General features: G+C 54.7%; 15 protein-coding genes. 2 read left to right on the plus strand and 13 right to left on the minus strand.

Annotated features, from left to right (window positions below):
* Positions 1–30 precede the first annotated feature (30 nt).
* From HZA73_10965 to HZA73_11020, 12 genes are all read right to left on the minus strand, one after another.
* Positions 31–2541, minus strand: a complete 2511-nt coding sequence (locus HZA73_10965; GenBank protein MBI5806542.1) for a M28 family peptidase — start codon at positions 2539–2541, stop codon at positions 31–33.
* A 31-nt stretch (positions 2542–2572) separates the two neighbouring features.
* A complete protein-coding gene (locus HZA73_10970; protein MBI5806543.1) occupies positions 2573–5449 on the minus strand; it encodes a M28 family peptidase in 2877 nt (958 codons plus the stop codon).
* Between the two features lie 148 nt (positions 5450–5597).
* The gene (locus HZA73_10975) at positions 5598–8471 is read right to left on the minus strand and encodes a M28 family peptidase (GenBank protein ID MBI5806544.1); all 2874 of its coding nucleotides are present in this window, start codon (positions 8469–8471) and stop codon (positions 5598–5600) included.
* Between the two features lie 70 nt (positions 8472–8541).
* Positions 8542–9393, minus strand: a complete 852-nt coding sequence (gene htpX / locus HZA73_10980; protein MBI5806545.1) for a zinc metalloprotease HtpX — start codon at positions 9391–9393, stop codon at positions 8542–8544.
* A gap of 12 nt (positions 9394–9405) precedes the next feature.
* A complete protein-coding gene (locus HZA73_10985) occupies positions 9406–10470 on the minus strand; it encodes an omptin family outer membrane protease (GenBank protein ID MBI5806546.1) in 1065 nt (354 codons plus the stop codon).
* Between the two features lie 19 nt (positions 10471–10489).
* Positions 10490–10849, minus strand: coding sequence for a response regulator (locus HZA73_10990; GenBank protein MBI5806547.1), 360 nt, complete (start codon positions 10847–10849; stop codon positions 10490–10492).
* A 28-nt stretch (positions 10850–10877) separates the two neighbouring features.
* Positions 10878–12518, minus strand: a complete 1641-nt coding sequence (locus HZA73_10995) for a GAF domain-containing protein (GenBank protein MBI5806548.1) — start codon at positions 12516–12518, stop codon at positions 10878–10880.
* On the minus strand, positions 12515–13477 hold the full coding sequence (locus tag HZA73_11000) for a radical SAM protein (GenBank protein ID MBI5806549.1): 963 nt from the start codon (positions 13475–13477) through the stop codon (positions 12515–12517). Before HZA73_11000 ends, HZA73_10995 begins: the two co-directional genes overlap by 4 nt.
* 90 nt (positions 13478–13567) lie before the next feature.
* Positions 13568–14839 carry a tetratricopeptide repeat protein gene (locus HZA73_11005; GenBank protein MBI5806550.1) on the minus strand — a complete coding sequence of 424 codons (1272 nt, stop codon included), beginning with the start codon at positions 14837–14839 and terminating at the stop codon, positions 13568–13570.
* On the minus strand, positions 14832–15716 hold the full coding sequence (locus tag HZA73_11010) for a tetratricopeptide repeat protein (protein ID MBI5806551.1): 885 nt from the start codon (positions 15714–15716) through the stop codon (positions 14832–14834). The genes HZA73_11005 and HZA73_11010 overlap by 8 nt, the downstream gene beginning before the upstream one ends.
* Entirely contained in the window at positions 15717–17858 is a 2142-nt protein-coding gene (locus HZA73_11015; protein ID MBI5806552.1) for a UvrD-helicase domain-containing protein, read from the minus strand. It abuts the gene before it with no gap.
* 76 nt (positions 17859–17934) lie between these two features.
* Complete coding sequence (locus HZA73_11020; protein MBI5806553.1) at positions 17935–18789, minus strand: hypothetical protein; 855 nt, start codon at positions 18787–18789, stop codon at positions 17935–17937.
* A gap of 189 nt (positions 18790–18978) precedes the next feature.
* Between HZA73_11020 and HZA73_11025 the strand changes: the two genes are divergently transcribed.
* Entirely contained in the window at positions 18979–20850 is a 1872-nt protein-coding gene (locus HZA73_11025) for a hypothetical protein (protein MBI5806554.1), read from the plus strand.
* 151 nt (positions 20851–21001) lie between these two features.
* Entirely contained in the window at positions 21002–21775 is a 774-nt protein-coding gene (locus HZA73_11030; protein MBI5806555.1) for an HAD family hydrolase, read from the plus strand.
* A 96-nt stretch (positions 21776–21871) separates the two neighbouring features.
* Here the strand turns inward: HZA73_11030 and HZA73_11035 are convergent, their stop codons facing one another.
* Positions 21872–24307 carry a copper-translocating P-type ATPase gene (locus HZA73_11035; protein MBI5806556.1) on the minus strand — a complete coding sequence of 812 codons (2436 nt, stop codon included), beginning with the start codon at positions 24305–24307 and terminating at the stop codon, positions 21872–21874.
* Positions 24308–24411: the final 104 nt, after the last annotated feature.

Consider the following 24411-nt stretch of genomic DNA (forward strand, 5'->3'; position numbering starts at 1 on the left):
ATAGCAAAATTATAAGGCCCCCGTCAACTGCTATCGGAGCAAAAGCATTTTTTTAGTGCCTTTGATCCCTGCGGCTTCCAGTTTGCAGACATAGACACCGTTGCTTGCCTGCAGGCCGTTGTCGTCCCGGCCGTTCCATTTGACCGTATAGCTCCCAGCCTGCTGTTCACTATTGACCAATGTTTTCACCAGCTGGCCTGCTATGTTATAGATGTTCAGCTTGACCATCCCGTTCTTCGGCAGTTGGTAACTGATATTCGTCTGCTGGCTGAATGGGTTGGGCGAGTTCTGGAACAGTCTGAAGTCAGATATCCTTTCTCTGTTATCCGGCTTGCCAACCACCCCCAGCGGCACCTCCCCGAACTCTGCCATCACCTTCTGGGCCGCCAGTTTGACCTGTTCCCGGTCCATGAAGTACAGCGGGAACCCAAAGAACACCGTCTTCCCCGAGTCCCGCACCGCACAGGCTTTGCCTTCAAACGTACTGCCATTGTTCTTCATGTCCATCACATAGATGGTATCTGCCCCGGCCAGCGGGGTCAGGGCCTCGATGCTCCGGAACGTCTTGCCCCAGATGGTGGAGGGGTATTTTAAGGTATCCACAGCTATATCCGGATATCCCTTTAGGCCTATGGCAGTTTTGAAGGAGTCCACCGTGCTCGATAGTTCGGCATGGGATATCTTAAAATTATCATAAAGTATGTTTCCAAAGATAAAATCATCCGGGTATGAGGCGCTGCCCATCACATCCCCGGTTGGTTTCCACCCGGCCAGCCACAGCTTGCCGCCATTGTCAAGGTAGCTCTTCATATCATTCACCGCCCCGGAGGCCAGTAATGTAACGTAATCATCAGAGAACCAGGCCACCGTGGAATACGGTCCTAAGTCAGCCAGGATAGGCTTTTGCAGCGATGTCCCGTACTCGTAGGGTTCGTACTTGTAACCGTTAAGGATATAGTTGTAGAAGCTGTCCTGCTGGGCATCCCGGGGAAAGCTCCCAGTGGTCCAATTATTGGTCTCGTCCATCAAAAGAACCCCCTGGTCCAGGGTGATCGGCCGGGCGTAGGCCGAGTCGGTAAATGGGCTATAGTTGCCATCGGAGTCGAAGGCACGGACCTTGTAATAGTATTTATTGGCACCGGGCAATGGTCTGATCACCAACTGCGTATCTGTCACTACAGTTAAACTGTCAAAAGAACCATCATCAATTTTACAGTATGCCTCATACCCGGCTATGTCAAGCTCCTGGTTTTTCTTCCAAAACAGGGAAATGCCCGAATCCACCGGGACAGCCGTCATGCTTGATGGGATCAAAGGCATTGATCTCGGGATCCCGGTTGTTTCCGATATCACTGGGCTTTCCCGGCCAGAGTCATCAATAGCAATGACACCCACATAATACAAACTATCTTCCTTTAATCCGGAAATGATATACTCTGTCAACCCAGTAGTGGCTGAATCGGTATACACCCCAGAACTGCGGCCCCAATAGATATTATAGGCCACTATATTGCCTGCGATATCTGGTTCCCAATTAATTAAAAGCTCCGTACCGCTACCGGCATCTTTTACTGCCGGTTTGGTAGCTCTGGGATAATTTGATACGGTAGCCATCAGCCCCAATCCGCTCCTGATGATGTTAGCCATGGCTGGATAGTTGATGTAAATAGTGCTGTCGTGCCACGAGTGAATGAACGTATAATCAATAAAGTATTCCTGACTGTGTGTGGTATGGTACCCCAGGTCATGAAATGAAATAAAGTCGCTTGACATATCATCCCCTATTGCAGCCCGGATTGCGTTGGCTCCATCGTTACCGTACTTTTCCGCAGATAAGGCAAGTAATACGGTGAATGCCTCCGAACCCGATTGGGGCACTATGTGATAAAGAGTATCACATAAACGGCTTCCAATGCAGTCATAATTGCTCATCAGGCCGATATTCATGTTCTGCTCATATGCTTCTTCAGCATAATGTTTACTTCCCAATAATCCTGATTCCTCAGCATCGAAGGCAATGAATCTAACGGTGCAGTTCGGTCGGTTCCCAGGCAACGCCAGCAACCTGGCCATCTCCAGTACCGCCGTGGTACCAGAACCGTTGTCGTCCGCGCCAGGGCTATTGCAAGTATCTCCGTTCAGATCAATAGTTCCACCTGTGTCATAATGACCGCCTGTGATATATACTATCGAAGTATCGAGTAAACCAGGGAGGGTAGCCACTATGTTGTAACCATTCCTTTTTGCTATGGGATGGTAAAATGAATCCAACCTGACGTCGCTGATGCCCATCATAGTAAATTGATCAACCAGCCACTGCACAGTGCTGTCATAATTTGATCTGAAAATGCTATGATTATAAAATGACTGCAGGCTTTCCATATAATATTTGAGAGATAAAGTATCAACCTGAGCTGTCATTGAGCCTATCACCGGATCGTATTCCAGGTAGGGATTGGCTATTAAAGTATCTGCCTTTGTAATCGTTGGAATACCGACCAACAAAGACAATACTACTATGATATTTAATGCCGTTTTCATATGCCCCCTTTCATGATCTATTTTATAGTATTTACTTCAGTACTATCATCTTCCGGCTTTGGGTCTTGCCATCTGTGCTTAAATGATATATGTAAACCCCGGCGCTGACCTGTCTATTCTTGCTGTCTAACCTGTTCCATTTGACCGTATAGCTCCCAGCCTGCTGTTCACCATTGACCAATGTCTTCACCAACTGGCCCGCGATGTTATAGATGTTCAGTTTGACCCGGCCCGTTTGGGGAAGCTGATAGCTTATTGCCGTCTGGTTCTTGAACGGGTTGGGCGAGTTCTGGAACAATCTGAAATCAGTTATCCTTTCTCTGTTATCCGGCTTGCCAACCACCCCCAGCGGCACCTCCCCGAACTCTGCCATCACCTTCTGGGCCGCCAGTTTTGCTTGCTCCTTGTCCATGAAATACAGCGGGAAACCAAAGAACACCGTCTTGCCCGAGTCCCGCACCGCACAGGCTTTGCCTTCAAACGTACTGCCATTGTTCTTCATGTCCATCACGTAGATGGTATCTGCCCCGGTCAGCGGGGTCAGGGCCTCGATGCTCCGGAACGTCTTGCCCCAGATGGTGGAGGGATATTTCAAAGTATCAACCATGATATCCGGATATCCTCGTAACCCCGCAGCCATCCTGAAAGAATCTGTCGTTCCGGATAATTCGGCCTGGGAGATTTTAAAATGATCATAGGCTATGTCCCCCGCGGAATAATTTGCGGGATAGGTAGTAGTGTTATGGATATTGCTTGATGGTTTCCAACCGGCAAACCAAAGCTTACCGCCGGCAGCCAGGTAGGCCTTCATATCAGCCACTGCCCCCGGGGCCAGCAATCCGGCATAATCATCGGCAAACCAAACCACAGTTGAGTATGGTCCAAAGTCCCCCAGTATAGGCCTTTGAGAGGAAAGACCGTACTCGTAAGGTTCGTAATCATAGCCCGTCATTATGTAGTTGTATAAACTGTCCTGCTGGGCGTCTCTTGGAAAGCTTCCCGTCGTCCAGTTGTTGGTCTCGTCCACCATAATGATCCCCTGATCCAGGGTGATCGGACGGCAGTAGACCGAATCCGATAGCGGGCTTTTGTTGCCGTCTGAATCTTTGGCCTGCACTTTGTAAAAGTACCGGCTGGCACCGGACAGCGGTTTGTCCAGTAAAAAAGTGTCGGTGGTGCTGGCCAGGCTTTCGAACAAAGAGCCGTCAACCCTGCGGTAGACATCATAACCCGCCAGATCCAGCTCCAGATTTTTGCTCCAATCCAGCGAAACACCAGAATCCACCGGGACGGGGGTCAGACCAGATGGTGCTAAGGGAAAAGCTTTGGGTGTGCCTGATTTTTCAACTGCAGCGTAACTACATGTACCATCTGATGCCACAGCTCGCATTATAATATAATAGGTTGTATCCGAAATCAGCCCATTTATCGTATCTAATGAAGCATCCTTTCCGAGAATGTAGGAACTGTCTGAATAAATCCCGCTGGTCTTACCCCAATAAACATAATAACCTTCAATGTCGCTTTCTTGACTTGGTTCCCAAATCAATTGCAAACTGCTTCCGTTGCCTATATCAGCGACGAATGGTTCGACAGGATTTGGGTACTGCGATATGATCGCCATTAAGGCCACAGCAGCCTTGGTGTTTTTTGTATAAATATCCGCAGATAAAGTTTTTAACGAATCGGTTAAGCGGTGAATATTAGGATTTAAAGCTGGTTCTTCAAAAGCCAGGGTTGGAAACCCTAATTCCGCAAAACTCCAATCATCACAACCGGTAAAACTTTCGCACAAATATTGGTAATCTGAAACATATGAAGGTATAACCTGCAAGGCCAGATCTCTTAACCATCCTTTTGGGGAAGATAATTTGCCATCTATGATTGTATCTGACTTAAAGCCTACCATATCCATATTAAACATATTTGCGACATTCATACACGCACTATCTGCATACGTTGCGTAGTGTTTACTCCCCAGAATGCCCTGTTCTTCGGCCGCCCAACCGCAAAACATAATGGTTTTCCTCAAATTTGTGCCGGATAAAACCCTTGATACTTCCATTGCCCCAGCCGTACCGGAGGCGTTATCATCCGCACCGGGTGAAGTTACCTGAGATATTAATTCATCATATTCACTATATGAATCGTAATGCCCAGAAATGATGCTGATGCTGTTTGGATCCATTAACCCTATCTTTGAGGCGATGACATTTCTTGTATAACCGCTATCAATAAAATATGACGTATCTATGTAATGATGCCATATTTCTAAATAAAAACTGTCATACTCGGCCACGTACCCCCAACCAGTCAGTTTGTCAACCAGCCATTGCGAAGCGGCAGTTGAACTGTCAGTCAAGGAGAACCTGGTCCTAAAATCCTGAAGTCTTTGGATGTATGAGGTTATTGAATCTGCATTTACCTGGTCCACTAAGCTCTGGATGAAAGGGTCATAGGGTACGCTCTTTAACGTGACATACTTGGTAGTAACACTCTTCCAGAACCGGTCTCCCAATGGCTTGATATTCATCGGCCGGGTGATATGCTTATATTCAAGATCTAAATCATGGCCTTTGGATAGCGGCTTTATTATTGCCGCTTGGCCGTTCTGCCAGATTGGTTTTTCTTTTGGCCCCTGAGCTTTTTCGTTCTTCGATATTACCATGCACTTTGATGTTTCCGGCTGCCTGTCAATTATCTCTATAAGATAACCTTTTTGTTTTAATGATCCAACCTGGCTTTCCTCTATTTCCGTTATGGCCGTATTGCCTATAAGCTCATAGGTCGGTATTTTTAGCTGATGCCAGGCTTTCTTGCTCTCAATGGTCGGCAGTTCCACCGAGATCAACACAGTAGAACAAAGTGCCTCGGTAGCCAAAAGTAATAGCGCCAATAATGTTGCCAAAACGTACGGCCTTTTCATGGTTATACCTTTCTGTTGTTGGAATATTATCTATTATTTTAACTATACTCCCCGGATATACTCTTTGTCAACAATAATTTAAATAAAAAGAGGCCGCCTTTGCCAGGCGGCCTCTTAACATGGTTTCTGTTTACTTTAAAACTATCATCTTCCGGCTTTGGGTCTTGCCATCTGTACTTAAATGATATATGTACACTCCAGCGCTGACCTGTCTATTCTTGCTATCTAACCTGTCCCATTTCACCGCATAGCTCCCAGCCGCCTGCTCCCCGCTTACCAATGTCTTTACCAGCTGGCCCGCTATGTTATAGATGTTCAGTTTTACCATTCCGCTCTTCGGCAGTTGGTAACTAATGCTCGTCTGGTTCTTGAACGGGTTGGGCGAGTTCTGGAACAATCTGAAATCAGTTATCCGCTCCAAGTTCTCCGGCTTGCCCGCCACCCCCAGCGGCTCCTCCCCGAACTCAAGCATCACCTGCTGGGCCGCTGCTTTTACCTGTTCCCGGTCCATGAAGTACAGCGGGAACCCGAAGAACACCGTCTTGCCCGAGTCCCGCACCGCGCAGGCCCGGCCCTCGAACGGACTGGAGTCGTTCTTCAGATCCACCGTATAGATTGTATCTCCAGCCCCGGCCGGGGTCAAAGCCTCGACATACCTTAAGACCCTGCCCCAGATGGTCAGGGGATACTTCAGGGTATCGATGGCAATGTCCGGATACCCCCTCGATCCCCTGGCGACTATAAAAGAATCGGTTGCAGCCGAAAGCTCGGCATTGGCCAGTCCGAAGTAATCATACAATATACTTCCGGGAACGAAGGTGAACGGATAGGTGGTGCTGTTTTGAACGTCGCTGCAGGGCTTCCACCCGGCCAGCCAGAGTTTACCGCCAGCATCCAGGTAGCTCTTCATATCATTCACCGCCCCGGAGGCCAGTAATGTAACGTAATCATCAGAGAACCAGGCCACCGTGGAATACGGTCCTAAGTCAGCCAGGATAGGCTTTTGCAGCGATATCCCGTACTCGTAGGGTTCGTACTTGTAACCATTAAGGATATAGTTGTAGAAGCTGTCCTGCTGGGCATCCCGGGGAAAGCTTCCGCTTATCCAATTATTGGTCTCGTCCACCAGCAGGATCCCCTGGTCCCTGGTGATGGGACGGCTGTAGACCGAGTCTGACAAGAGGCTTGTATTGCCTCCGGCATCCTGGGCCTGGATCTTGTAATAATACCGGCTGGCTCCGGAAAGCGGCTTTTCCAGGAGAAAGGTGTCCGCCGTGTGGGTCAGGCTGTCAAATGTGCCGTTGTCTATCCTGCGGTATACGTTGTAACCCTCCATATCCAGCTCCAGGTTACTTTTCCAGTTCAGCCTGATACCGGAGTCCACCGGAACTGCCGCCAGCCCACTAGGAGCCAGGGGCAATGACTTGGGAGTGCCGGTGATCTCGCTTATCAAGGGGCTCTCCCGGTTTTCATCATCCATCGCTATGACCCCGATATAATACAGGCTGTCGGAGTTCAAGCCGCCGATGGTGTCTGAGGTGCCGGCAACCGGCATTGAATCAATATAACTGCCCGAGGCTTTCCCCCAATAGAGCTTATAACCGGTCACATTGCTGGCCTGGTTTGGCTGCCAATTGACATATAGCTGGGTTCCGTTCCCAACATCCTTAACTGCCAATCCCCTGACCTTCTGGGGATAATTGGCCAGGGTCCCAAGCAGGCCCATCCCAGCCCTGATAATGCTGGTGCAATACCTCATATTCATGTATGTGGTACTATCTGAAATAAGATGCCAATTGGGGCTAAAAAGATATTCTTCACTGTATGCCACGGGATACCCCCTGGCGAAAAAAGACCAACTATCGCTGCCGCTGGAATTGTCATTCACGTAAAACGGGACCAGGTTAGTGTCTGCGGTCCGTCCGTACCACTGGGCGCACTGGCCGGATAACCCGGCATAGATTTCGGAACCATCGTAAGAATAGCAATTGAAAAGGCTTTGGTTGCCCAGGTTCCCTATCATGTCAAAATTAAGCATGGTCGCAATGTTCATGCCCTGGGACAGGGCCTGCTCTGCAAAATATTCGCAACCATAAAGGCCCCATTCCTCGCCGTCGAATGCCACGAATTTGATTGTGGTTGCCGGAGGATTGGCAGCCAGCACCTCGGCGGCCTCCATGGCTGCGGTGGTGCCCGACGCATTGTCATCTGCGCCCGGAGCCCAGGGATTGTATGGCCAGACCGAAGAGTCATAATGCCCGCCGATGACATAGACCGTGCTAGTATCTTTGGTGCCCGGAATGGTGGCCACCACGTTTTTCATCCAGATCACTGAGTCCATATCGGCATTCAAACCGGCATCGGTGAAGGAATCGATTTTGACATCGGCGATGCCCATTCCAAGGAATTTTGTCTGGATCCATTTGGCCACGGAATCATGGTTGGAAGCCATGATCGACCTGGTGTTGAAGGCCTGAAAGGTATCGATAGTGGCCCGCACGTGGGCTGTGTCTATCAGACCTGCCAGGGCCGCCACCGCAGTATCCAGGGTCAGGCTGTTATTTCTGACCACAGCGGACGTAGGTATGATTATCGGTTGAACCCTGAAAGGCCGGACCACATAACTGCTCCCGCTTTTGATGCCGGCCGCGGTCAGGCTCCCGGTTTCCGCCAGCAGCATATCTTTTCCCGAATAAACCGCTTTGATGACCGGCGGTTGGTTGTTTCTTTTAAGATGCACCCAGCGCAGATCTTCCGAGAGACCCCGATAGGCCAGGGATGACCCCTGTACCTCTTGGTGTCCGGATCCGGACAATGGTAGGCCCATCAGGGCTTGTTGCCCGGAAATGTGGTACACCGGCCATTTTTGGGAACCGGCCAGCCGGTAAACATCGGTGCCCGGTATAAATTTCACAAGATAGAGTTCCACTGGAACTGCCAATACGGTCCCGGCTCCCATCGCCAGCAGGACCAAGGCGGAGATGAACAGATTTCTGATTCTCATGGTTTTCCTTATAGCATTATTATTGAATATTTGTTTCTGCCGTTATTATACACCCACTTTTGCCCCAAGTCTACCCCCTGCCCAAGGCCCTCAGTTTTGCCACCCTCTCCTCGATCGGAGGGTGGGTAGAGAACAGGCTCATCAGGCTTTTGCCCGAAAGCGGATTGACGATAAACAGGTGGGATGAAACGGGATTGGCGTTCATCGGCGCGATCTGCACCCCGGCCTGCAGTTTTTCCAATGCGCTGGCCAGCCCCTGGGGGGAGCCTGCGATCTGGGCACCCCCGGAGTCGGCCGAGTATTCCCGGGTGCGGGATATCCACATCTTGATCAGCAGCGCGGCTATGGGCGCCAGGATCATCATCAGGATCATTCCCAGCCCCCCGCCGCCCCGGTCGCGGTCCCGGTCGCCGCCGTAGCCCCCGAACATGGCGGCGTAGCCCGCCATTCGGGCTATCATGGTGATGGCCCCGGCGATGGTGGCCACCACCGTGGCTATCAGGATATCCCGGTGCTGGACATGGGCCAGCTCATGGGCGATCACTCCTTCCAGCTCCTGGCGGTTCAAAAGCTGCATGATGCCCTGGGTCACCGCCACCGCCGCGTGCTGGGGATCGCGCCCGGTGGCAAAAGCGTTGGGCGAGGCCGAGGGAATGATGTAGACCTTGGGCATGGGCAGGGAGGCCCGGGTGGCCAGGGTCCGCACCATGTTATACAGGTCAGGGGCCTCGGCTTCGGTCACCGGCTGGGCCTTGTAACTCATTAATGCGATCTTGTCCGAGAACCAGTAGGCCACAAAGTTCAGGCCCCCGGCAAAAAGCAGGGCCATGATCGCGCCCTGTTGGCCGCCATAATATCCGCCCAGTAATACCAGCAGAACGGTTAGCCCTGACATCAGGATGATAGTTTTGAACATGTTCATGGTTGGTTGACCTTAAAGTTTATATTCTATGAATGCTATGATGTTGTTTTGACGGAGTTTTAAAGTATTATCTATGGGCGGCGAAACACTCCCGGTGTCATCAAAATCTTCAGATGCAGGATCGTCTCCATACCACCGTTGGATCTGACTGCCGGTAGCTTTGATCCGGAGCATGCTGTAGCCGCCGCCCCAATTAAGTTCTGCTCCCGAGGTGAATCTATGAGCCTGAATTTTTATCCTTCCTTCCACCTGGTATCCATTGCCAGATGCATCAGTAGACATATTTTTATTCCTGAAGATATGATCATCAAAGTCCGTGGCCTTCACATACGGCAAATAACATGTTTTCAGATAAAGTGACAGGCCATTTTTGGGAATGGTTTCAAATATCAATCCCGTCATCAATTGGTGGTAATCCACCTTGTAGGTGCCGACCTTGACACTATTATCCAAGGGATCATACATATGATTATAATCATATGGCCATTCCCACCACCCGGACAAACCCATAACATCATAATTCTTATGGATTGTTTGGAATCCCAATAGAACTGTCATTTTCAGTTGTTTATTTAACCAAAAGGGATAACCTGCGGATAATCTTAGGTCATAATCAGAATATTTCACTTCTGATTTGGTTGCACTGTAAACCCATATTGGGGGAGCAAAATAGGAAACATATATATAATCTGAATCAACCATAGCTTCTTCTGGCTTTGTAATCGTCTTGCCGAAAGCCACCTCAAATATCATTTTATCTTTGTTCGTCAATCTGGCGGTCAGTTGCCCTGCTATTTCAACATGGTAGCCATCAGCAGGAAAAGCCAATATGCTGTGGCCTTCGCCCGGATAAACGTAATAAATTGTGGGATATACGATATGATATTCCGTATACCCCGACACTTTTTTACCGGCAAAATTAACCGAATACTCCCACTTAGATGTAGCTTTAGCCTTTTCAACCACAGACTGCATGTCCGGGGCAGTTTTTTGTGCCGGCGTATCCTGGCAGTAACCTGAGGAACTGATCATAAACACGACCAAAAGCATTAAACCAACCGTTAGAATCTTCTTCACCTTAAGTTCCTTTTTGATGTTAGTTTTTGTTTAATAATTTTGTCACGGTCTGCTTAAGTTCATCCAGGTTGCCGGACTTGACTATGTAGGCATCGGCCAGCCAGGAGGAGAAATCCGCCTTGTAGGCCGGATAGGCGGTGTTGATGACGATGGGGATCCTGGGGTCAAAATCCCGCATCCAGCGAAGGGCTTCCAGGCCGCCTTCCTCGGCGGTCAGCTTCAAATCCAGCACCACCAGCTCCGGCTTTTCCTTTTCAAAACACTGCCGGGCCTCTTCCGCCGAAGCGGCTGTGGTGATCTGGTGACCCATGGCCTCCAACTCTTTTTGATACAGCAGCCGGAGGTTCTGGTCGTCGTCCACTACCAGCAATTTACCCATATGCTGATCCTTCCGTTTGGTTTTGGATTTATTCTGCCGTTTGTTGGCCCGATGGCAGGCGGATCACAAACGATGTCCCCCGGCCCTCGGCTGAGCTTACCGAGATGCTGCCCCGGTGGCTTTCCACTATCTTCTTGCTGACCGCCAGCCCTATGCCCAGCCCCCCGCGCTTAGTAGTGAATTTGGGCTCAAAGACATGCTCCAGCGCCTGATGCGGTATGCCCGAACCGGTATCTGATATCGATATGACCATCTCTTTTTGGATATCCAGAAATGTTCTGGCCGACAACTGCCCGCCCAGAGGCATGGCATGCAGGGCGTTCTTGAGAATGTTCATTAGCACCTGGGGAAACTGATGGCGGTCTATCCAGACCGGCTCCAGCCCTTCTTCCAGAGATACCACCACATCTATGTTCTGCCGGTCAAACTCCGCCTTCAACACCCCGATGCACCGTTTGACCACATCGTTGATGTTCTCGCTGACCAGCTCCGGCTCCTTGAACCGCGAAAGTTCCAGCGTGTCGGTCAGCACCCCCTCCAGCCGGTCGATCTCGGAACTGATGATCTTCAGCTGCTGGCCGAACCGCGGGTCGTCAGGCGTTTCCCGTATCATGGAATTGACGAATCCCCCGATGGAGACCATGGGAGTACGGATCTCGTGGGCCAGCACCGCCGCCATCTCCCCCACCGCCGCCATCCGCTCCGCCTTCAATAGTTTTTCCTGGCTGTGCTGCAGTTCTTTGACCTTATCCTTCAAATTCTGGTACAGCCCGGCATTCCGGATGAAGGCCGAGACTTGCCCGGCGAAGATCTCCAGCAAAGTGACGTCGTCGGAATGGATCGGCATTTTAGTGACGGCGTTGTCAGCCAGGATGATCCCCAAGGCTTCCTGCTCGGCCACCAGCGGGGCTGCGATGAAGGAGTTGACCTTCAGCAGGCCGACCAGTTCCTGGGCGCCGGGAAAAGAGGCAGCGTCGGTCACCAGCAGTGGCTTCTTTGATCCCAGCACCTGGATCAGGATGTTGTTGCGGTCACTTAAGGGCGCCGACAGTTTTTTTACCAGTTGATTGACCTGAAGATTTCCCTTTACCTGGCTATAAGGGGTCAGGGCCATTTCCCGGAATGAGCGGGGCGACTTTTGCAGCTCGTTCCAAATGTTAAAAGCCTCCTCGGCCCCGCCCGGCCCCACAGCCATCTTCCCGGTCAACGATCTCCGGTCGCCGTCCACCAGCAGCAGAAAGGCCCGGTTAAGGCTCAGGGCCTGGGCAGCCGTGACCCCGGTCAAAATGATGTGCAGCACCTGGTCCAGATCCAGCGTGGTCTGAAGGGCCTTGGTCGCTTCGTTCAGAATAGCCAGTTCCCGCATCTTCTGGCCCAGCTGCCGGTTGCTGGCCGTCAGTTCGGCATGGACCCCGCCCATCTCCTCCAGCAGTTTCAGGACCGTCTCGGCCATCACCTGGTCGGTCAGCCGCCGTCCGGTGCTACGCTCCAAAGTCTTCTGAAAATGAGGGCAGTCCCGGCAGCACTGGTGCAGGCGCTCCCGGATGTCCCGGTTCTGCCCGTCAATGCAAACCCGGGCTTGGGAAAGCCAGCAATAGTCCTCCTGGTTCTGCTTGACCGGGCAGTCCTCCCGGGTGCACAGTACCTCCTCCCAGCATTTTTTGGTCATGGCGCCCTCACTATCCGGTCGGGCGGACCGCCCCCGCTCTCGTCCAGCTCCTGATGCCAGCCGTTCTCCAGCCCCAGCTCCTCCAGCCATTCCAGGGCCTGGCGGTATTCTTCAGGCATCAGACGGCGGTCCAGCTCCGGCATGGCTTTGGTTTGATGAGCGGGAAAATACTGGGCCATCAGGGAAAGGTGCACCGCCGGAGATATTTCACCGGCCAAAAAAGCCAGGGCTTCCCTGGTCTGGGAAAGACGGTTGGGAAGTACCAGGTGTCTGACGATCATCCCCCGCTGGGCAATACCAGCGTGATCGGTTTCAAGTTCTCCGGCCTGGCGCCACATTTCCTTGAGAGCAGCGCGGCAGACTTCCGGGTAGTCCGGAGCCTGGGAGTATTTTTCGGAAGCCTCGGGATCGCAGTAACGGATGTCGGGCAGGTAAATGTCCACCACGCCGTCCAAAAGTTTCAGGGATGTTTGGGAATCGTACCCGCTGGAGTTGTAGACCAGCGGTAGGTTAAAACCCTGCTCCGCCGCCAGCCGCAGCGCCAATAGGATCTGGGCTGTCATGTGCGAGGGGGTGACTAAGTTGATGTTGTGGCAGCCCCTCTCCTGCAATTCCAGCATCATCCCGGCCAGGCGCTTCAAGGACACTTCCTGGCCCTGGCCCAGCTGGCTGATCGGCCAGTTCTGACAGTAGACACAGGCCATGTTACAGTTGGCAAAGAAGATAGTGCCCGAACCCCTGCTGCCCGAAATGGGAGGCTCTTCGCCCATATGGGCGTTATAGCTGGAAACTATGGGAAGACGGCCGCTGCGGCAAAAGCCCTTCTGGTTCCGGGCCCGGTCCACCCCGCACTGCCGGGGGCACAGGCAGCAGGAAGACAGGAGCTTTTCGGCCTCCCGGCATCTTGCTTCCAGCCGTCCGTCCTGGAATAATTCTATGTATGAGGGCTGATGAACCATTAAATTAATATACCCGTAAAAACAAATATTGTCAAGTTAAAATGGCTCCGGGGAATGCCCATAATTCTAAAAAGTTTTCGTTGGCAGAGATCATTCCAATTCTCCCGCCAGCCGGCGCAGGCTGTGCGGCCAGGTTGCAGTATCTGAGGCCTTGATCAACTCCCGGGCCTGTTCTTTGTATGCCGGCTTGGCCGTGATCCGGTGAAGATGGTGGAGAATCTCAAACCGCCTTTTGCCATCCTGGTTTTCTGCCAACAGTCCGGTCAAGGCGGCCTCGGCTTCGGATTGGTTTTCCTCCGCCGTAAGCAGGGCCTCCAGCAGCCTGGCCTTGAATATCATTTCTTCCCGCCCGATCTCAATGGCTATGGCCTTGCCGGCGGTGGTATCCGCCAGGGCTTGGTCAGGTTGCTTCAATTCATGGTATAAACCGGCCCTAAAAATGAGATAATAGCAAAGGTAATATTTGATCTCCAATTTGCTTTGGATGTCAATGGCCAGGGAATAATTCTCCAGAGCCTCCTTGTTCCGTCCCAAGGCCTGAAAGACTTGCCCCAAATCGCCGTAGGCCACGCTCTCTAAAAATTTATCCCCCAGCTTTTTGGAGATGATCAGTTGTTTCTCAAAGTATTCTTTGGCTTCCAAAAAATGCCCCTGTTTGAGGCAGCAATCTCCGATGTTATTGCTGGCTACTGCAATGCTGTTCAGTTCCCCCATCTGTGTGGCCATGGTCAGCTGAATGTTGGAACACTCTAATGCCTTCTGATAATCGCCCTGATCCATGTAAATACTGGCCATGTTCCCCATGCCATTGCAGATGTTGGCGGTATTCCCCACCTTTTTTGACAGTTCGATCTGCTTCCGGTAGTGGTCAAGCGCCTTATCCAGTTCGCCCAGTTCATAATATACAATCCCCAGATTCCCATATAAGGCACAGACGGCTTCCTGATCGTTGCTGGTTACCGAAAGCTCCAGGTCAGTATTGTAGTACTCTATTGCCTTTTGATACTGGCCCTGGCGGTAGTGCAAGGTGCCCAAGAAATTGCAGCAACGGGCCAACCCATAAGAGTGCTCCGCTTCTTTGAAAGTTTTATAGGCTTCCTCCAGCATGGTCCTGGCCTGATCCGGCCGGCCCTTATTGGTCAGCATCCACCCCAGATCGTTCTGGCTTAAGGCCAGATGGATCCTGTCTCCGAAGCGTTCGGACATTTCCAGGTTGCGGCAGTACAAGTTTTCGGCGTTATCCCATTGGCCCAGTGTCTCCAGTATGTCGGCCTTTCTTTTTATTACCAACCAGGGATAATGACTGCCGCCGCCTTGCTTGGTTATCCACAATTTCTGATGTTTATGCGACCATTTATTCATTTTGCTTCGCTTGTACCGTTTTCTCCACAACCTCAGCCGTTGTAAGACGCTTAATATCTTCCAGGATATCCCTTTCCCCCGGCCCGTCTCCCAGCTGCCGGGCCATCTCCAGGTCCCGCCGGTAGTGCATGGCCGCTTCCTCTTTCAGTCCCATCCGCTCGCAGGATCTGGCCAGGTTGTAGACCGCGTAATACTCGGAATAAACGTCCCCGATCCTCCGGCTGATCTCTATCGCCTCCCGGTCGCAGGCGGCCGCCTTCTGGTGGTCGCCCCTGGCCGTGTAGAAGTTGCCGATGTTTCCCAGCGCGCTGGCCCGGCCCCTTTCGTCGCCCAGCTTCAGCGACAGTTCTATCTTGCGTTCCAGATAGCCCAGGGCCTCCTCCCACCTCCCGGTCTCCAGGGATAACAGCCCCAGGTTGTTCAGCATCTCGCTTTCGTTCCGGACGTTCCCCTCCCGGCGGGCCAGGTCAAGAAGCTCCCGTCCGGAGCGTTCCGCCTGTTCAAAGTTCTCCAGTTTCATGTCGATCTTGACCAGGGTGGAACGGCAATACAGCACCATATCCCGGTCATTTCCTTTATTCAACAGGCTCAGGGCCTCTTCGGCCCTGGCCCGGGCTTGTTCAAAACTGCCGCGTTGGGCATCAAGGATCCCCAGCTTCAACAGGCATCTGCCGCGGTGGTAAGGCAGGCCGGAGGCCCGGGCCTCCGAAAGATCCTGCTCCGTCATCAATACCAGCTCCTCCCACCTTCCCACGCCGTGAAGCACCTCGGATTTGGCGGCCCTTAATTGAAAGGGGTAGTACCGTCTGCCGGGCAGGCTTTCCCAAAGCATCCGGCCTCTGCTGTAAAGTCCTTTTGCCATCTTTCGTTTGACCATTCATTCCCTGGTTACGTAGCTGGCCAATACTTTTTTCCTCAAGCCCCCGGAAAAGACTATGGACAGCTTCATCTCCTCGCCCTCGCCCTCCACCTCCACCACCTTGCCCCGGCCCCAGACCGAATGCCGGACGGCCTGGCCCTTGATGGTCCCGGTCTCCGGCAGTTCCTGGTCCATGTCCTCGGCCGGGGCCCGGGTGATCTCGGTCTTGCCGGCCCGGCCCTGGATCTCTAAAAGATCCCGGGGCAACTCGGCCAAAAAGCGCGAGGGCACCGCCGGCATCAGCCCGCCGAAGCGGCGCCGGGAGGAAGCCAGGCAAAGATGCAGGCTCTTTTTGGCCCGGGTGATGGCCACGTAAAAGAGGCGCCGCTCCTCCTCCAGCTCCTGGCGGGACTCCACCGAGGCCGAGTGCGGCAGCAGGCCGTCCTCCAGCCCGGCAATGTAGACGTGGTCGAACTCCAGCCCCTTGGCGTTGTGCATGGTCATCAGGGTGACCGCCTGGGACTGCGGGTCCCAGCGGTCGATGTCGGCCACCAGCGACACTTCGGCCAAAAAGGCGGCTAAAGACTTGTCTTCCGACCGCTCGCAAAAATCGTTGGCCGCGGCCTCAAGCTCGCCCACGTTCTCGGCCCGACTGTCGGCCTCCTCCGAGTCGGGGTACTGCCCCTGCAGGTGCTTAAGATACGAGGTTCTTTCCACCAGTTCCTTTATGACCTCCTCGGCGGTCTTGGCAGTGGCCAGAGCTTTCATCTCTTCCATGAACCCGTGAAAAGCTTTGACGGCGGCCTTGACCGAAGGCCCCAGGCCCGGCACCTGGTCTGCCTGTTCCAAGGCCCGGTAAAGGGAGGTCTTGCTTTCGGCGGCCCAGGCCTCAATCCGCATCAGGCTGGTGTCGCCGATGCCCCGGGGCGGCTCGTTGACTATCCGCTTTAAATTGACGCTGTCGGCGGGGTTGGCCGCCACCTTAAGGTAGGCCAGCAGGTCCTTGACCTCCTTGCGCTCGTAGAATTTCACCCCGCCCACTATCAGGTAGGGCAGGGAATAGCGGCGGCAGGCGTCTTCCAGGGCCCGGCTCTGGGCGTTGGTGCGGTACAGCACCACCATGTCCTTGAGCGAGGCCTGTGGCATGTTCGATTTGATGCTCAGGCAGATCTTGTCGGCCTCGTCCCGCTCGTCCCAGGCCTGCCATAGAGCGGCTTTGTCTCCCGACGGGTTCTCGGTCCACAGGTTCTTGCCCTTGCGGCCCAGATTGTTCTTGACCACCTGGTTGGCGCATTCCAGGATGGTCTTGGTGGAACGGTAATTCTGTTCCAGCCTTATCACCTTGGCCTCGGGGAAATCCTTCTCGAACTCCAGGATATTGCGGATGTCGGCCCCCCTAAAGCCGTAGATGGACTGGTCGTCGTCGCCCACCACGCACAGCCGCCGGTTCTTGACCGAAAGAAGCTTGACCAGCAGGTACTGGGTATGGTTGGTGTCCTGATATTCATCCACCAGAATGTGCTTGAATTTTTCGGTATATGACTCCAGGGTGCCGGGGTTCTCCTGGAACAGCCGCACCGCATTTACCAGCAGGTCGTCGAAGTCCATGGCCTGGTTCCTTAGCAAAGCCTGCTGATAGGCGGGGTAAACCCGGGCCACCTCCTTTTCGAAAAAGTCGTAGGCCGTTTTCTGGTATTCATCGGGCCCTATCATCTGGTCCTTGGCCCCGGAGATGCGGGAGATAACGGCCCGGGGAGAGACCCGGCGCTCGGGAATGGCCAGATCGGCCATGATCCTTTTGATCAGCGACAGCTTGTCGGACTCGTCGTAAATGGTGAAGTCCCGGCCGTAGCCCAGCCGGAATCCCTCCCGGCGCAGTATCCGCCCGCAGACCGAATGGAAGGTGCCGATCCACAGGCCCTCGGCCGGACGCTTCAGCAGGGCAGCCACCCGCTGTTTCATCTCGGCCGCCGCCTTGTTGGTGAAGGGCACCGCCAGGATGTTCCAGGGGGCGCAGGCTCCGGTGCCGGTGATGTAGGCCAGACGGTGGGTAAGCACCCGGGTCTTGCCCGAGCCGGCCCCGGCTAAAATGAGCACCGGGCCGTCCAGGTAGGTGACGGCCTCGCGCTGGGGAGGATTGAGATTGTTAAGCAGATCCATGAAGTAAAAAAAACAGATTCTGATTGCAATATTTTAAGTAAGGGTCCGGTAATTTCTGTCCTTTAGTGGGCAAAAGTCACTTCGTTTGCAGACTGGCCAGCGGCACTTCCAGTATTATCTCCGCGCTGTAATCCTCAAAGATCCTGGTGGACCTGACCTTGGCCCCCGGTATGTTTGCCGTCCCTCCTTTAGGCGATATCCTGCCCAGGGCTATCCCCAGGTTCTTGTAAGCCGTCACCCGGGCCGCTCTCAGGGCCTGGGACTTGGTCATGCTTTCAAATCCAGGAACATCTATTTTTGTCTTGCCCTTGCCCCTGCCCCGGACCAGCAGATAATCTCCCTCGATCCAGGCGTCGGCCGAGGTGATGATCTGGGCGGCCACGGCCTCGCTGGAGGAATAGCTGATCTTGATCTGCCTGATCAAAAAACGGCCGTCGCCCAGATACGGCACGCCGCCATCGGCGTAGAACAGGACCCTCAGCTTGTTGTCCGGGCCCAAATAATCCAGCCTGCCGTCGGAGGAGGTGGTGTAAAGATATTCGGGGTTTTTGCTGGTCCAGCTGCCGGTGCCGTTGGTGGCCTGCCACAGCCGCCAGTTGGGGGCCAGTTTAGGGTTGCGGTAGCTTGGGTCGTCGTAGACCGTGCCGTAGTTGTAGACGTACATCTTCAGCCACTTGCCGCTCTGATTGTCGAACGACAGATCCATCTTCACCCGGTCGGCGGTTGATGGCAGCGGCACTGAATACTCGGCGGCACCATAGGTAAAGGATCCGGACAACCGGGCGGACTGTCCGGCGGCTTTGGTATTGCGGGATGAAGCCTCAAAACGGCTGCCATCGATGGCAACCTCGGCGGCTGGCGCCAAGCCTACGCCCGCAGGCAGGATGGTCGAAGCCAGCAGAACGGCCAGGAATGAAGTGATCTTTTTCATGTTCCCTCCCCAATGTTTGTTGGGTATTTCCTTTAACCTTGTATGATAACATCTTAAAATATGTCTGTCAACCGGTAAAAAGCAAAAAGGCGCTGGCGGGTTTCCGGTCCCGCCCTCAGTCCCGCCGTAACCGCTTAGACCTTTCTTTTTCTCTTGACTTTGCCCTATAAATTGGTATGATTAGAAGTTATGAAGCTTTCCTTACTATCCCCCTATCTTTTGGACTCCGGGCTTAAGCCCCGCCAGATCGCGGAGTACAACCGACAGATCCGCCTGGGCACCGCCTACGCCGAAAGGCTGACCGCCCAGGAGCGGGCCCTGCTGGTCCGGCTGTTGAGCGATGAAGAACAGTCTCCCGGCACCGCCCACGTCATCACCGAAAAGGTCCAGAACGAGGACAAGCCCGAAGCCCTGCCCTCCCTGCTGTTCGGGGTGCTGGCCCCGGACTGGGCCGGCCTGGCCGACGCCTGCCTGGGGACGGTGCACGAGGCGGGACTGAATATAGCCTACACCCACGGCTTCATCCTGCGCCGGGAGCGCCAGAAACTGGGGGTGATCCTGATGGAGGTGGAGGTCAGCCCCAACCTGACCAAGCAGGCTTTGGACCGGGCCCGGGGCAAGGTCCAGGAGCGGCTGGCCCGGATCGCGGCCGACGACGAGGCCAAGAAGACCCTGCAGCGCCAGGAATCGCGGCGGCTCTACGCCTTCACCGCCGTCACCGACGCCCTGAAGAAGCAGGTCAACGAGCAGGACCTTAAGGAGATCATGGGCGACAACGGCGAGGCCATAAAATTCTTCGTGGCCCGCCAGGAGTCCTACATCAACCAGAGGCCGCTGGAGGCTATCGCCCGCCAGGTGCTGGTCAATTTCCGGTTAAAGAGCCGGATCCGCCAGGGGCTTTCCACCACCGAGGTCGACATCGGGCCGATCCCCTTCGGCTACAAGGATCTTACCACCCTGACCATCATCACCAAAGAGAACTGGCTGACCTACGAACTGCTGCTGCGGCTGATCGACCAGGAACTGCCGGGGTACCGCCGCTACGACGACTACGCCTATTTTACCACCGACAAACTGTCGGTCTATCATCTGGAGATCACCGGCCCTGATGACAAGCCCCTGAGTTCCCAATCCGCCAAAAGCCTGGAGGCCAGGATCAAATCGCCGCCCTCTTCCAGGGAAGCTTTGGGCCCCACGCCCGGAGTGGAGCTGATCCGGCGCAAGATCGTCCCCCCCATGCTGGACGAGGAACGGGAGCTTAAGATCCCCCAGGGCTACATCCACCCCCATGCCCCGGACAACTTCAAGCTGATCGCGGTGGCCTCGGGCGCCGATGCCGGACAGGGATTGAACCTGGTGGCCGCCCTCTCCGCCGTGCCCGGCCTTTCGGCGGCCATGCCAGACAAGCCCAGCCACTTAAGCCACAGCCAGAACGGAGCGGAGGTGATCCAGGAGATATCCATCATCGACATCTGGATAGACCGCAAGACCCTGTTCCCCGCCGGAGGCTTGTTCAACGAGGAGGAGGTCTACACCAGGATCGAACAGGCGGTCCGGAACATTCCCGGCTTCGGCCCCCGGCTCAGGATATTTGACCGCACCAGCCGGGCCCTGCGCCAGATGCGGCTGGCGGCGGTAGTGGAACTGGCCCAAAGGGAGAACATACCGGCCCAGGAGATAAAATCCCTGTTCTACAACCTAGGCGATAAATGCCTGCTGAACCCGGAGATCCCTGACAGCGCAGTATTCTCCCAGCTCAAGCTCTGGCAGCAGATCCAAAAACCGGAACCCGGCCTAAAAGGCCTAAGCTACCGCCTGCAGAATCTTCAAATGACCTCGGACCAGGACCAGTATACCGCCCTGGCGGTGGCCCTGCCTTCTGGCTCGGACCTGCTGGTCAGGGTGATGGCGCTGGCCGGCGGCTACCAGGTGTTATCGGTCTGCCGCAGCGACCTTTCCCGGATAACCCTGCTGCTGTTCTCGCTTACCTGCCACGACCTGCCCCTGAGCGAAAAACAACAGGCAGCCCTGTCCGCCAAACTGGGCGAGCTTTCCGCCTGAGATTATAGAAGGTTAACCATAAAACATGTGGTGAGTTAATCGAACCAGGCACAAAACGCGCAAAACAACCGTGTTTAACGTTAATACGTAGTAACTCTGTTACGATTTGGGATTGAAATCATGTTAATCGTGTCTTTCCTTAAGTGACCTTATGCACCAAGCGATAACCTTTGATCTTTGGGAGACCCTGATAGCCGACTCCAAGGCTTTGGACAAAAAGCGCGCGGTTTCCCGGGTGGAACGGGCGCACCACATCCTGCGCCGGGCTGGCTTTGACGTGTCCCGTAAAGAACTGGACCTGGCCCATCAGGCGGTTTGGGAAAGTTGCCGGATAAAATGGGAAAAAGCCCGCGATGTTTCCTTTCACGGCCAGTTAAGAATGTTTTTGGATCTGGCCCGGCCCGGTTTGGCCGAAAGCCTGAAGCCCGGGACATTGAGGGGGATTGAGAAAGCCTATTCACAGGCGGTCCTGTTGTATCCTCCCCGGATGATAAAAGGCGCCGATCAGGTCTTGCAGGGATTGTGCAAGGACGGATATAAGCTTGGACTGATCTGCAACACCGGCCGCACCCCTGGTTTTGTTTTGAGACAACTGTTGACCAGATACCGTCTGCTGAAATATTTTGACGTGGCCCTGTTCTCGGACGAGACAATGGTCCGCAAACCGGACGCTAAGATCTTCCGGCTGGCCTTAAAAGCCCTGAACTGCCATCCCAGCCGGGCCCTGCATGTGGGTGACGACCTGAAAAACGATGTCCAGGGGGCTTTGAACATTGGAATGCAGGTTGTCTGGATCGAGCAGCCCGGGCAAAGGGCTCCGGCAAAAGTCAAAAGAATAAAAAGCGTGGCCGGTATCCCCCGCCTGCGGGCCATAGCCCTTTGGCGGGCGCAGGCCCGGCACCTAAAACAAGAACCCGGCCGTTAAAGGCCGGGTTCTTGTTTTTAGATTTTGATTCACTCATAATATCTGCGTAAATCTGTGAAATCTGCGGATGAAGATGTGTTTCCATATTTTTAGCCGTTACTTCCAGCGCTTCAGCCTTAAGCTGTTGCTGACCACGCTGACCGAGGAGAAGGCCATGGCCAGAGCGGCGAACATCGGGTTGAGCAATATGCCGAAGAAGGGATAGAGCAGTCCGGCCGCCACCGGTATTCCGACGACATTGTAGAAGAAGGCCCAGAAGAGGTTTTGCTTGATGACCTTCAGGGTGGACCGTGACAGCCGGATGGTCTTGAGTATAAGGTTCAGGTCGTCCCCCATCAGGATCACATCGGCCGATTCTATGGCCACGTCGGTCCCCCTGCCCATGGCGATACCGATATCGGCCTGGGCCAAGGCCGGGGCGTCGTTGATGCCGTCGCCCACCATGGCCACCACCGAGCTCCCGGCCTGCAGTTTCCTGATCTCCTCCGCCTTGTCCCGGGGCAGGACCTCGGAGATGGTTTTGTCCACCCCCAGCTGCCCGGCGATGGCCGAGGCCACTTCCTGGTGGTCGCCGGTGATCATGGCGGCCTTCAGCCCCAGGGCCCGCAGGCTGGAAACGGCCTGGGGGGCGTTCTCCCTCAGGGTATCGGCCACAGCGATGATCCCGGCCGGGGCTCCATCCACGGCCATATAGATGACGGTCTTGCCCTCCTGCTGCAGCCGGGCGGCCAGCTTTTCCAAGGTGGGAAAATCCACCCCGGTCTGATCCATCAGAAGCCTGTTGCCTATCACCACCGCTCTGCCGTTCACCTGACAGCTCAGCCCCGCTCCGGGCAGGGCCTTGAAGCCGGAAGTCTTAAGCATGTCAATTTTCTTCATCCGGGCATAATCGGCCACCGCCTGGCCGATGGGGTGTTCGGAGGAACTTTCGGCCGAAGCGGCCAGGGCCAGCAGCTGCTCCTCGTCCAGATCCGGCGACACCGCCACGTTGGTGACGGTGATCCTTCCGGTGGTCAGGGTCCCGGTCTTGTCGAAGACGATGGTGTCCAGGCTCCCGGCCTTTTCCAGGATCTCCCCCCGCCGGATCAGGATGCCCAGTTCCGCCCCCCGCCCGGTACCCACCATGATGGCGGTGGGAGTGGCCAGGCCCAGGGCGCAGGGACAGGCTATGACTAAGACCGCCACCGCGTTGATCAGGGCCAGTTTGAAGGACGGCCCGAAGACCAGCCACAGGATGAAGGTCAGGGCGGCCGCGGCCATGACGATGGGAACGAAGACCGAAGCTATCTTGTCGGCCAGCCGCTGGATGGGAGCCTTGCTGCCCTGGGCCTCCTCCACCAGCTTGATGATCTGGGCCAGCACGGTCTCCCGCCCCACTTTTTGCGCCTGGAACCGGAAGGCCCCTGTCTTGTTGATGGTGCCTCCGGTCACCTGGTCCCCGGCCGCCTTGTCAACCGGAATGCTTTCCCCGGTGATCATGGATTCGTCCAGGGACGAAAAGCCCTCCAGGATCACGCCGTCGGCAGCCACCCGCTCGCCCGGCCGGACAGAGATTACGTCCCCGGTCTTTACCTGCTCGATGGGCAGTTCTATTTCCCGCCCGTCTTTTATCACCCGGGCTGTTTTGGCCTGCAGTCCTATCAGGCGTTTGATGGCTTGGGAAGTCCTGCCCCGGGCCCCGGCCTCCAACATCCGGCCCAGCAGGATCAAAGTGATGATCACCGCCGAAGAGTCGTAATAATAGGCTTGCTGCAGCCCGGCCTGGGCAAAGAAACCCGGGAGCACCGTGGCCAGCAGGCTGTAACCGAAGGCGGCCGAAGTGCCCACCGCCACCAGGGTGTCCATGTCCGCATTGCGCCTTTTAATGGAAGCCCACAGCCCCTTGTAAAACAGCCAGCCCGAGAAGAACTGGACCGGGGCGGCCAGGGCCAGCATCAGCCAGGGATTGTGCAGCCAACCGGGCAGGAAGGGCAGGACCATATGCATCCCGCCTAGGAACAAAGGAACGGAAAATGTCAAGGCGAATAAAAACCTTTTTCTGAGCGACGAGTAATATTTATCCCGCTGCCCTTCCAGCGACCGGACCTGAACCGGCATGGAACCTTCCGCGGCGGACTGAGGCTCGGGGACCTCGTACCCAGCGTTGACTATCGCTCCTTTTATCCGCTCCGGGTCGGTGGCTCCGGACAGGAAGGAAATGCCGGCCCGCTCCGTGGCCAGGTTCACCGTGGCCGAGACCACACCGGGGCTGGCCAAAAGCGCCTTCTCTACGTTCAGCACACAGCTGGCGCAATGCATCCCGGCCACCGGCAGCTCGAGCTTCTGCAGCGGCACCTGGTAACCGGAATCATTGACGGCCTGCACGATCTCCGGGACCGTGATCAGTCCGGGGTCGTATTCGACCAGGGCCTTTTCCGTGGCCAGGTTCACCGCGGCCGACTGCACCCCCTTCAGCCGCTTGAGATACTGCTCCACGTTGTTGACGCAGGAAGCGCAGTGCATCCCGCTGATCGGGATCTCGATCTTGTTCATGCCCATCCTTTGCTGGTTGTCTGCCTTGAAAGTTTTCTGTCCGGGACGGCCCCAACGGCCTTTGATGGCGCCCCTCAAGTCAGTATAACACCAAAAAAGCATTT

The sequence above is a fragment of the candidate division TA06 bacterium genome (assembly GCA_016235665.1).
In the GTDB taxonomy this organism is placed as follows: domain Bacteria; phylum Edwardsbacteria; class AC1; order AC1; family EtOH8; genus UBA5202.

Bases quoted from the DNA above. Each gene is read 5' to 3' on its own strand.
- HZA73_10965 (MBI5806542.1), bottom strand. From the start codon at position 2,541: ATGAAAACGGCATTAAATATCATAGTAGTATTGTCTTTGTTGGTCGGT.
- HZA73_10975 (MBI5806544.1), bottom strand. From the start codon at position 8,471: ATGAGAATCAGAAATCTGTTCATCTCCGCCTTGGTCCTGCTGGCGATG.
- htpX (MBI5806545.1), bottom strand. From the start codon at position 9,393: ATGAACATGTTCAAAACTATCATCCTGATGTCAGGGCTAACCGTTCTG.
- HZA73_10990 (MBI5806547.1), bottom strand. From the start codon at position 10,849: ATGGGTAAATTGCTGGTAGTGGACGACGACCAGAACCTCCGGCTGCTG.
- HZA73_10995 (MBI5806548.1), bottom strand. From the start codon at position 12,518: ATGACCAAAAAATGCTGGGAGGAGGTACTGTGCACCCGGGAGGACTGC.
- HZA73_11000 (MBI5806549.1), bottom strand. From the start codon at position 13,477: ATGGTTCATCAGCCCTCATACATAGAATTATTCCAGGACGGACGGCTG.
- HZA73_11005 (MBI5806550.1), bottom strand. From the start codon at position 14,839: ATGAATAAATGGTCGCATAAACATCAGAAATTGTGGATAACCAAGCAA.
- HZA73_11010 (MBI5806551.1), bottom strand. From the start codon at position 15,716: ATGGTCAAACGAAAGATGGCAAAAGGACTTTACAGCAGAGGCCGGATG.
- HZA73_11015 (MBI5806552.1), bottom strand. From the start codon at position 17,858: ATGGATCTGCTTAACAATCTCAATCCTCCCCAGCGCGAGGCCGTCACC.
- HZA73_11020 (MBI5806553.1), bottom strand. From the start codon at position 18,789: ATGAAAAAGATCACTTCATTCCTGGCCGTTCTGCTGGCTTCGACCATC.
- HZA73_11025 (MBI5806554.1), top strand. From the start codon at position 18,979: ATGAAGCTTTCCTTACTATCCCCCTATCTTTTGGACTCCGGGCTTAAG.
- HZA73_11030 (MBI5806555.1), top strand. From the start codon at position 21,002: ATGCACCAAGCGATAACCTTTGATCTTTGGGAGACCCTGATAGCCGAC.
- HZA73_11035 (MBI5806556.1), bottom strand. From the start codon at position 24,307: ATGAACAAGATCGAGATCCCGATCAGCGGGATGCACTGCGCTTCCTGC.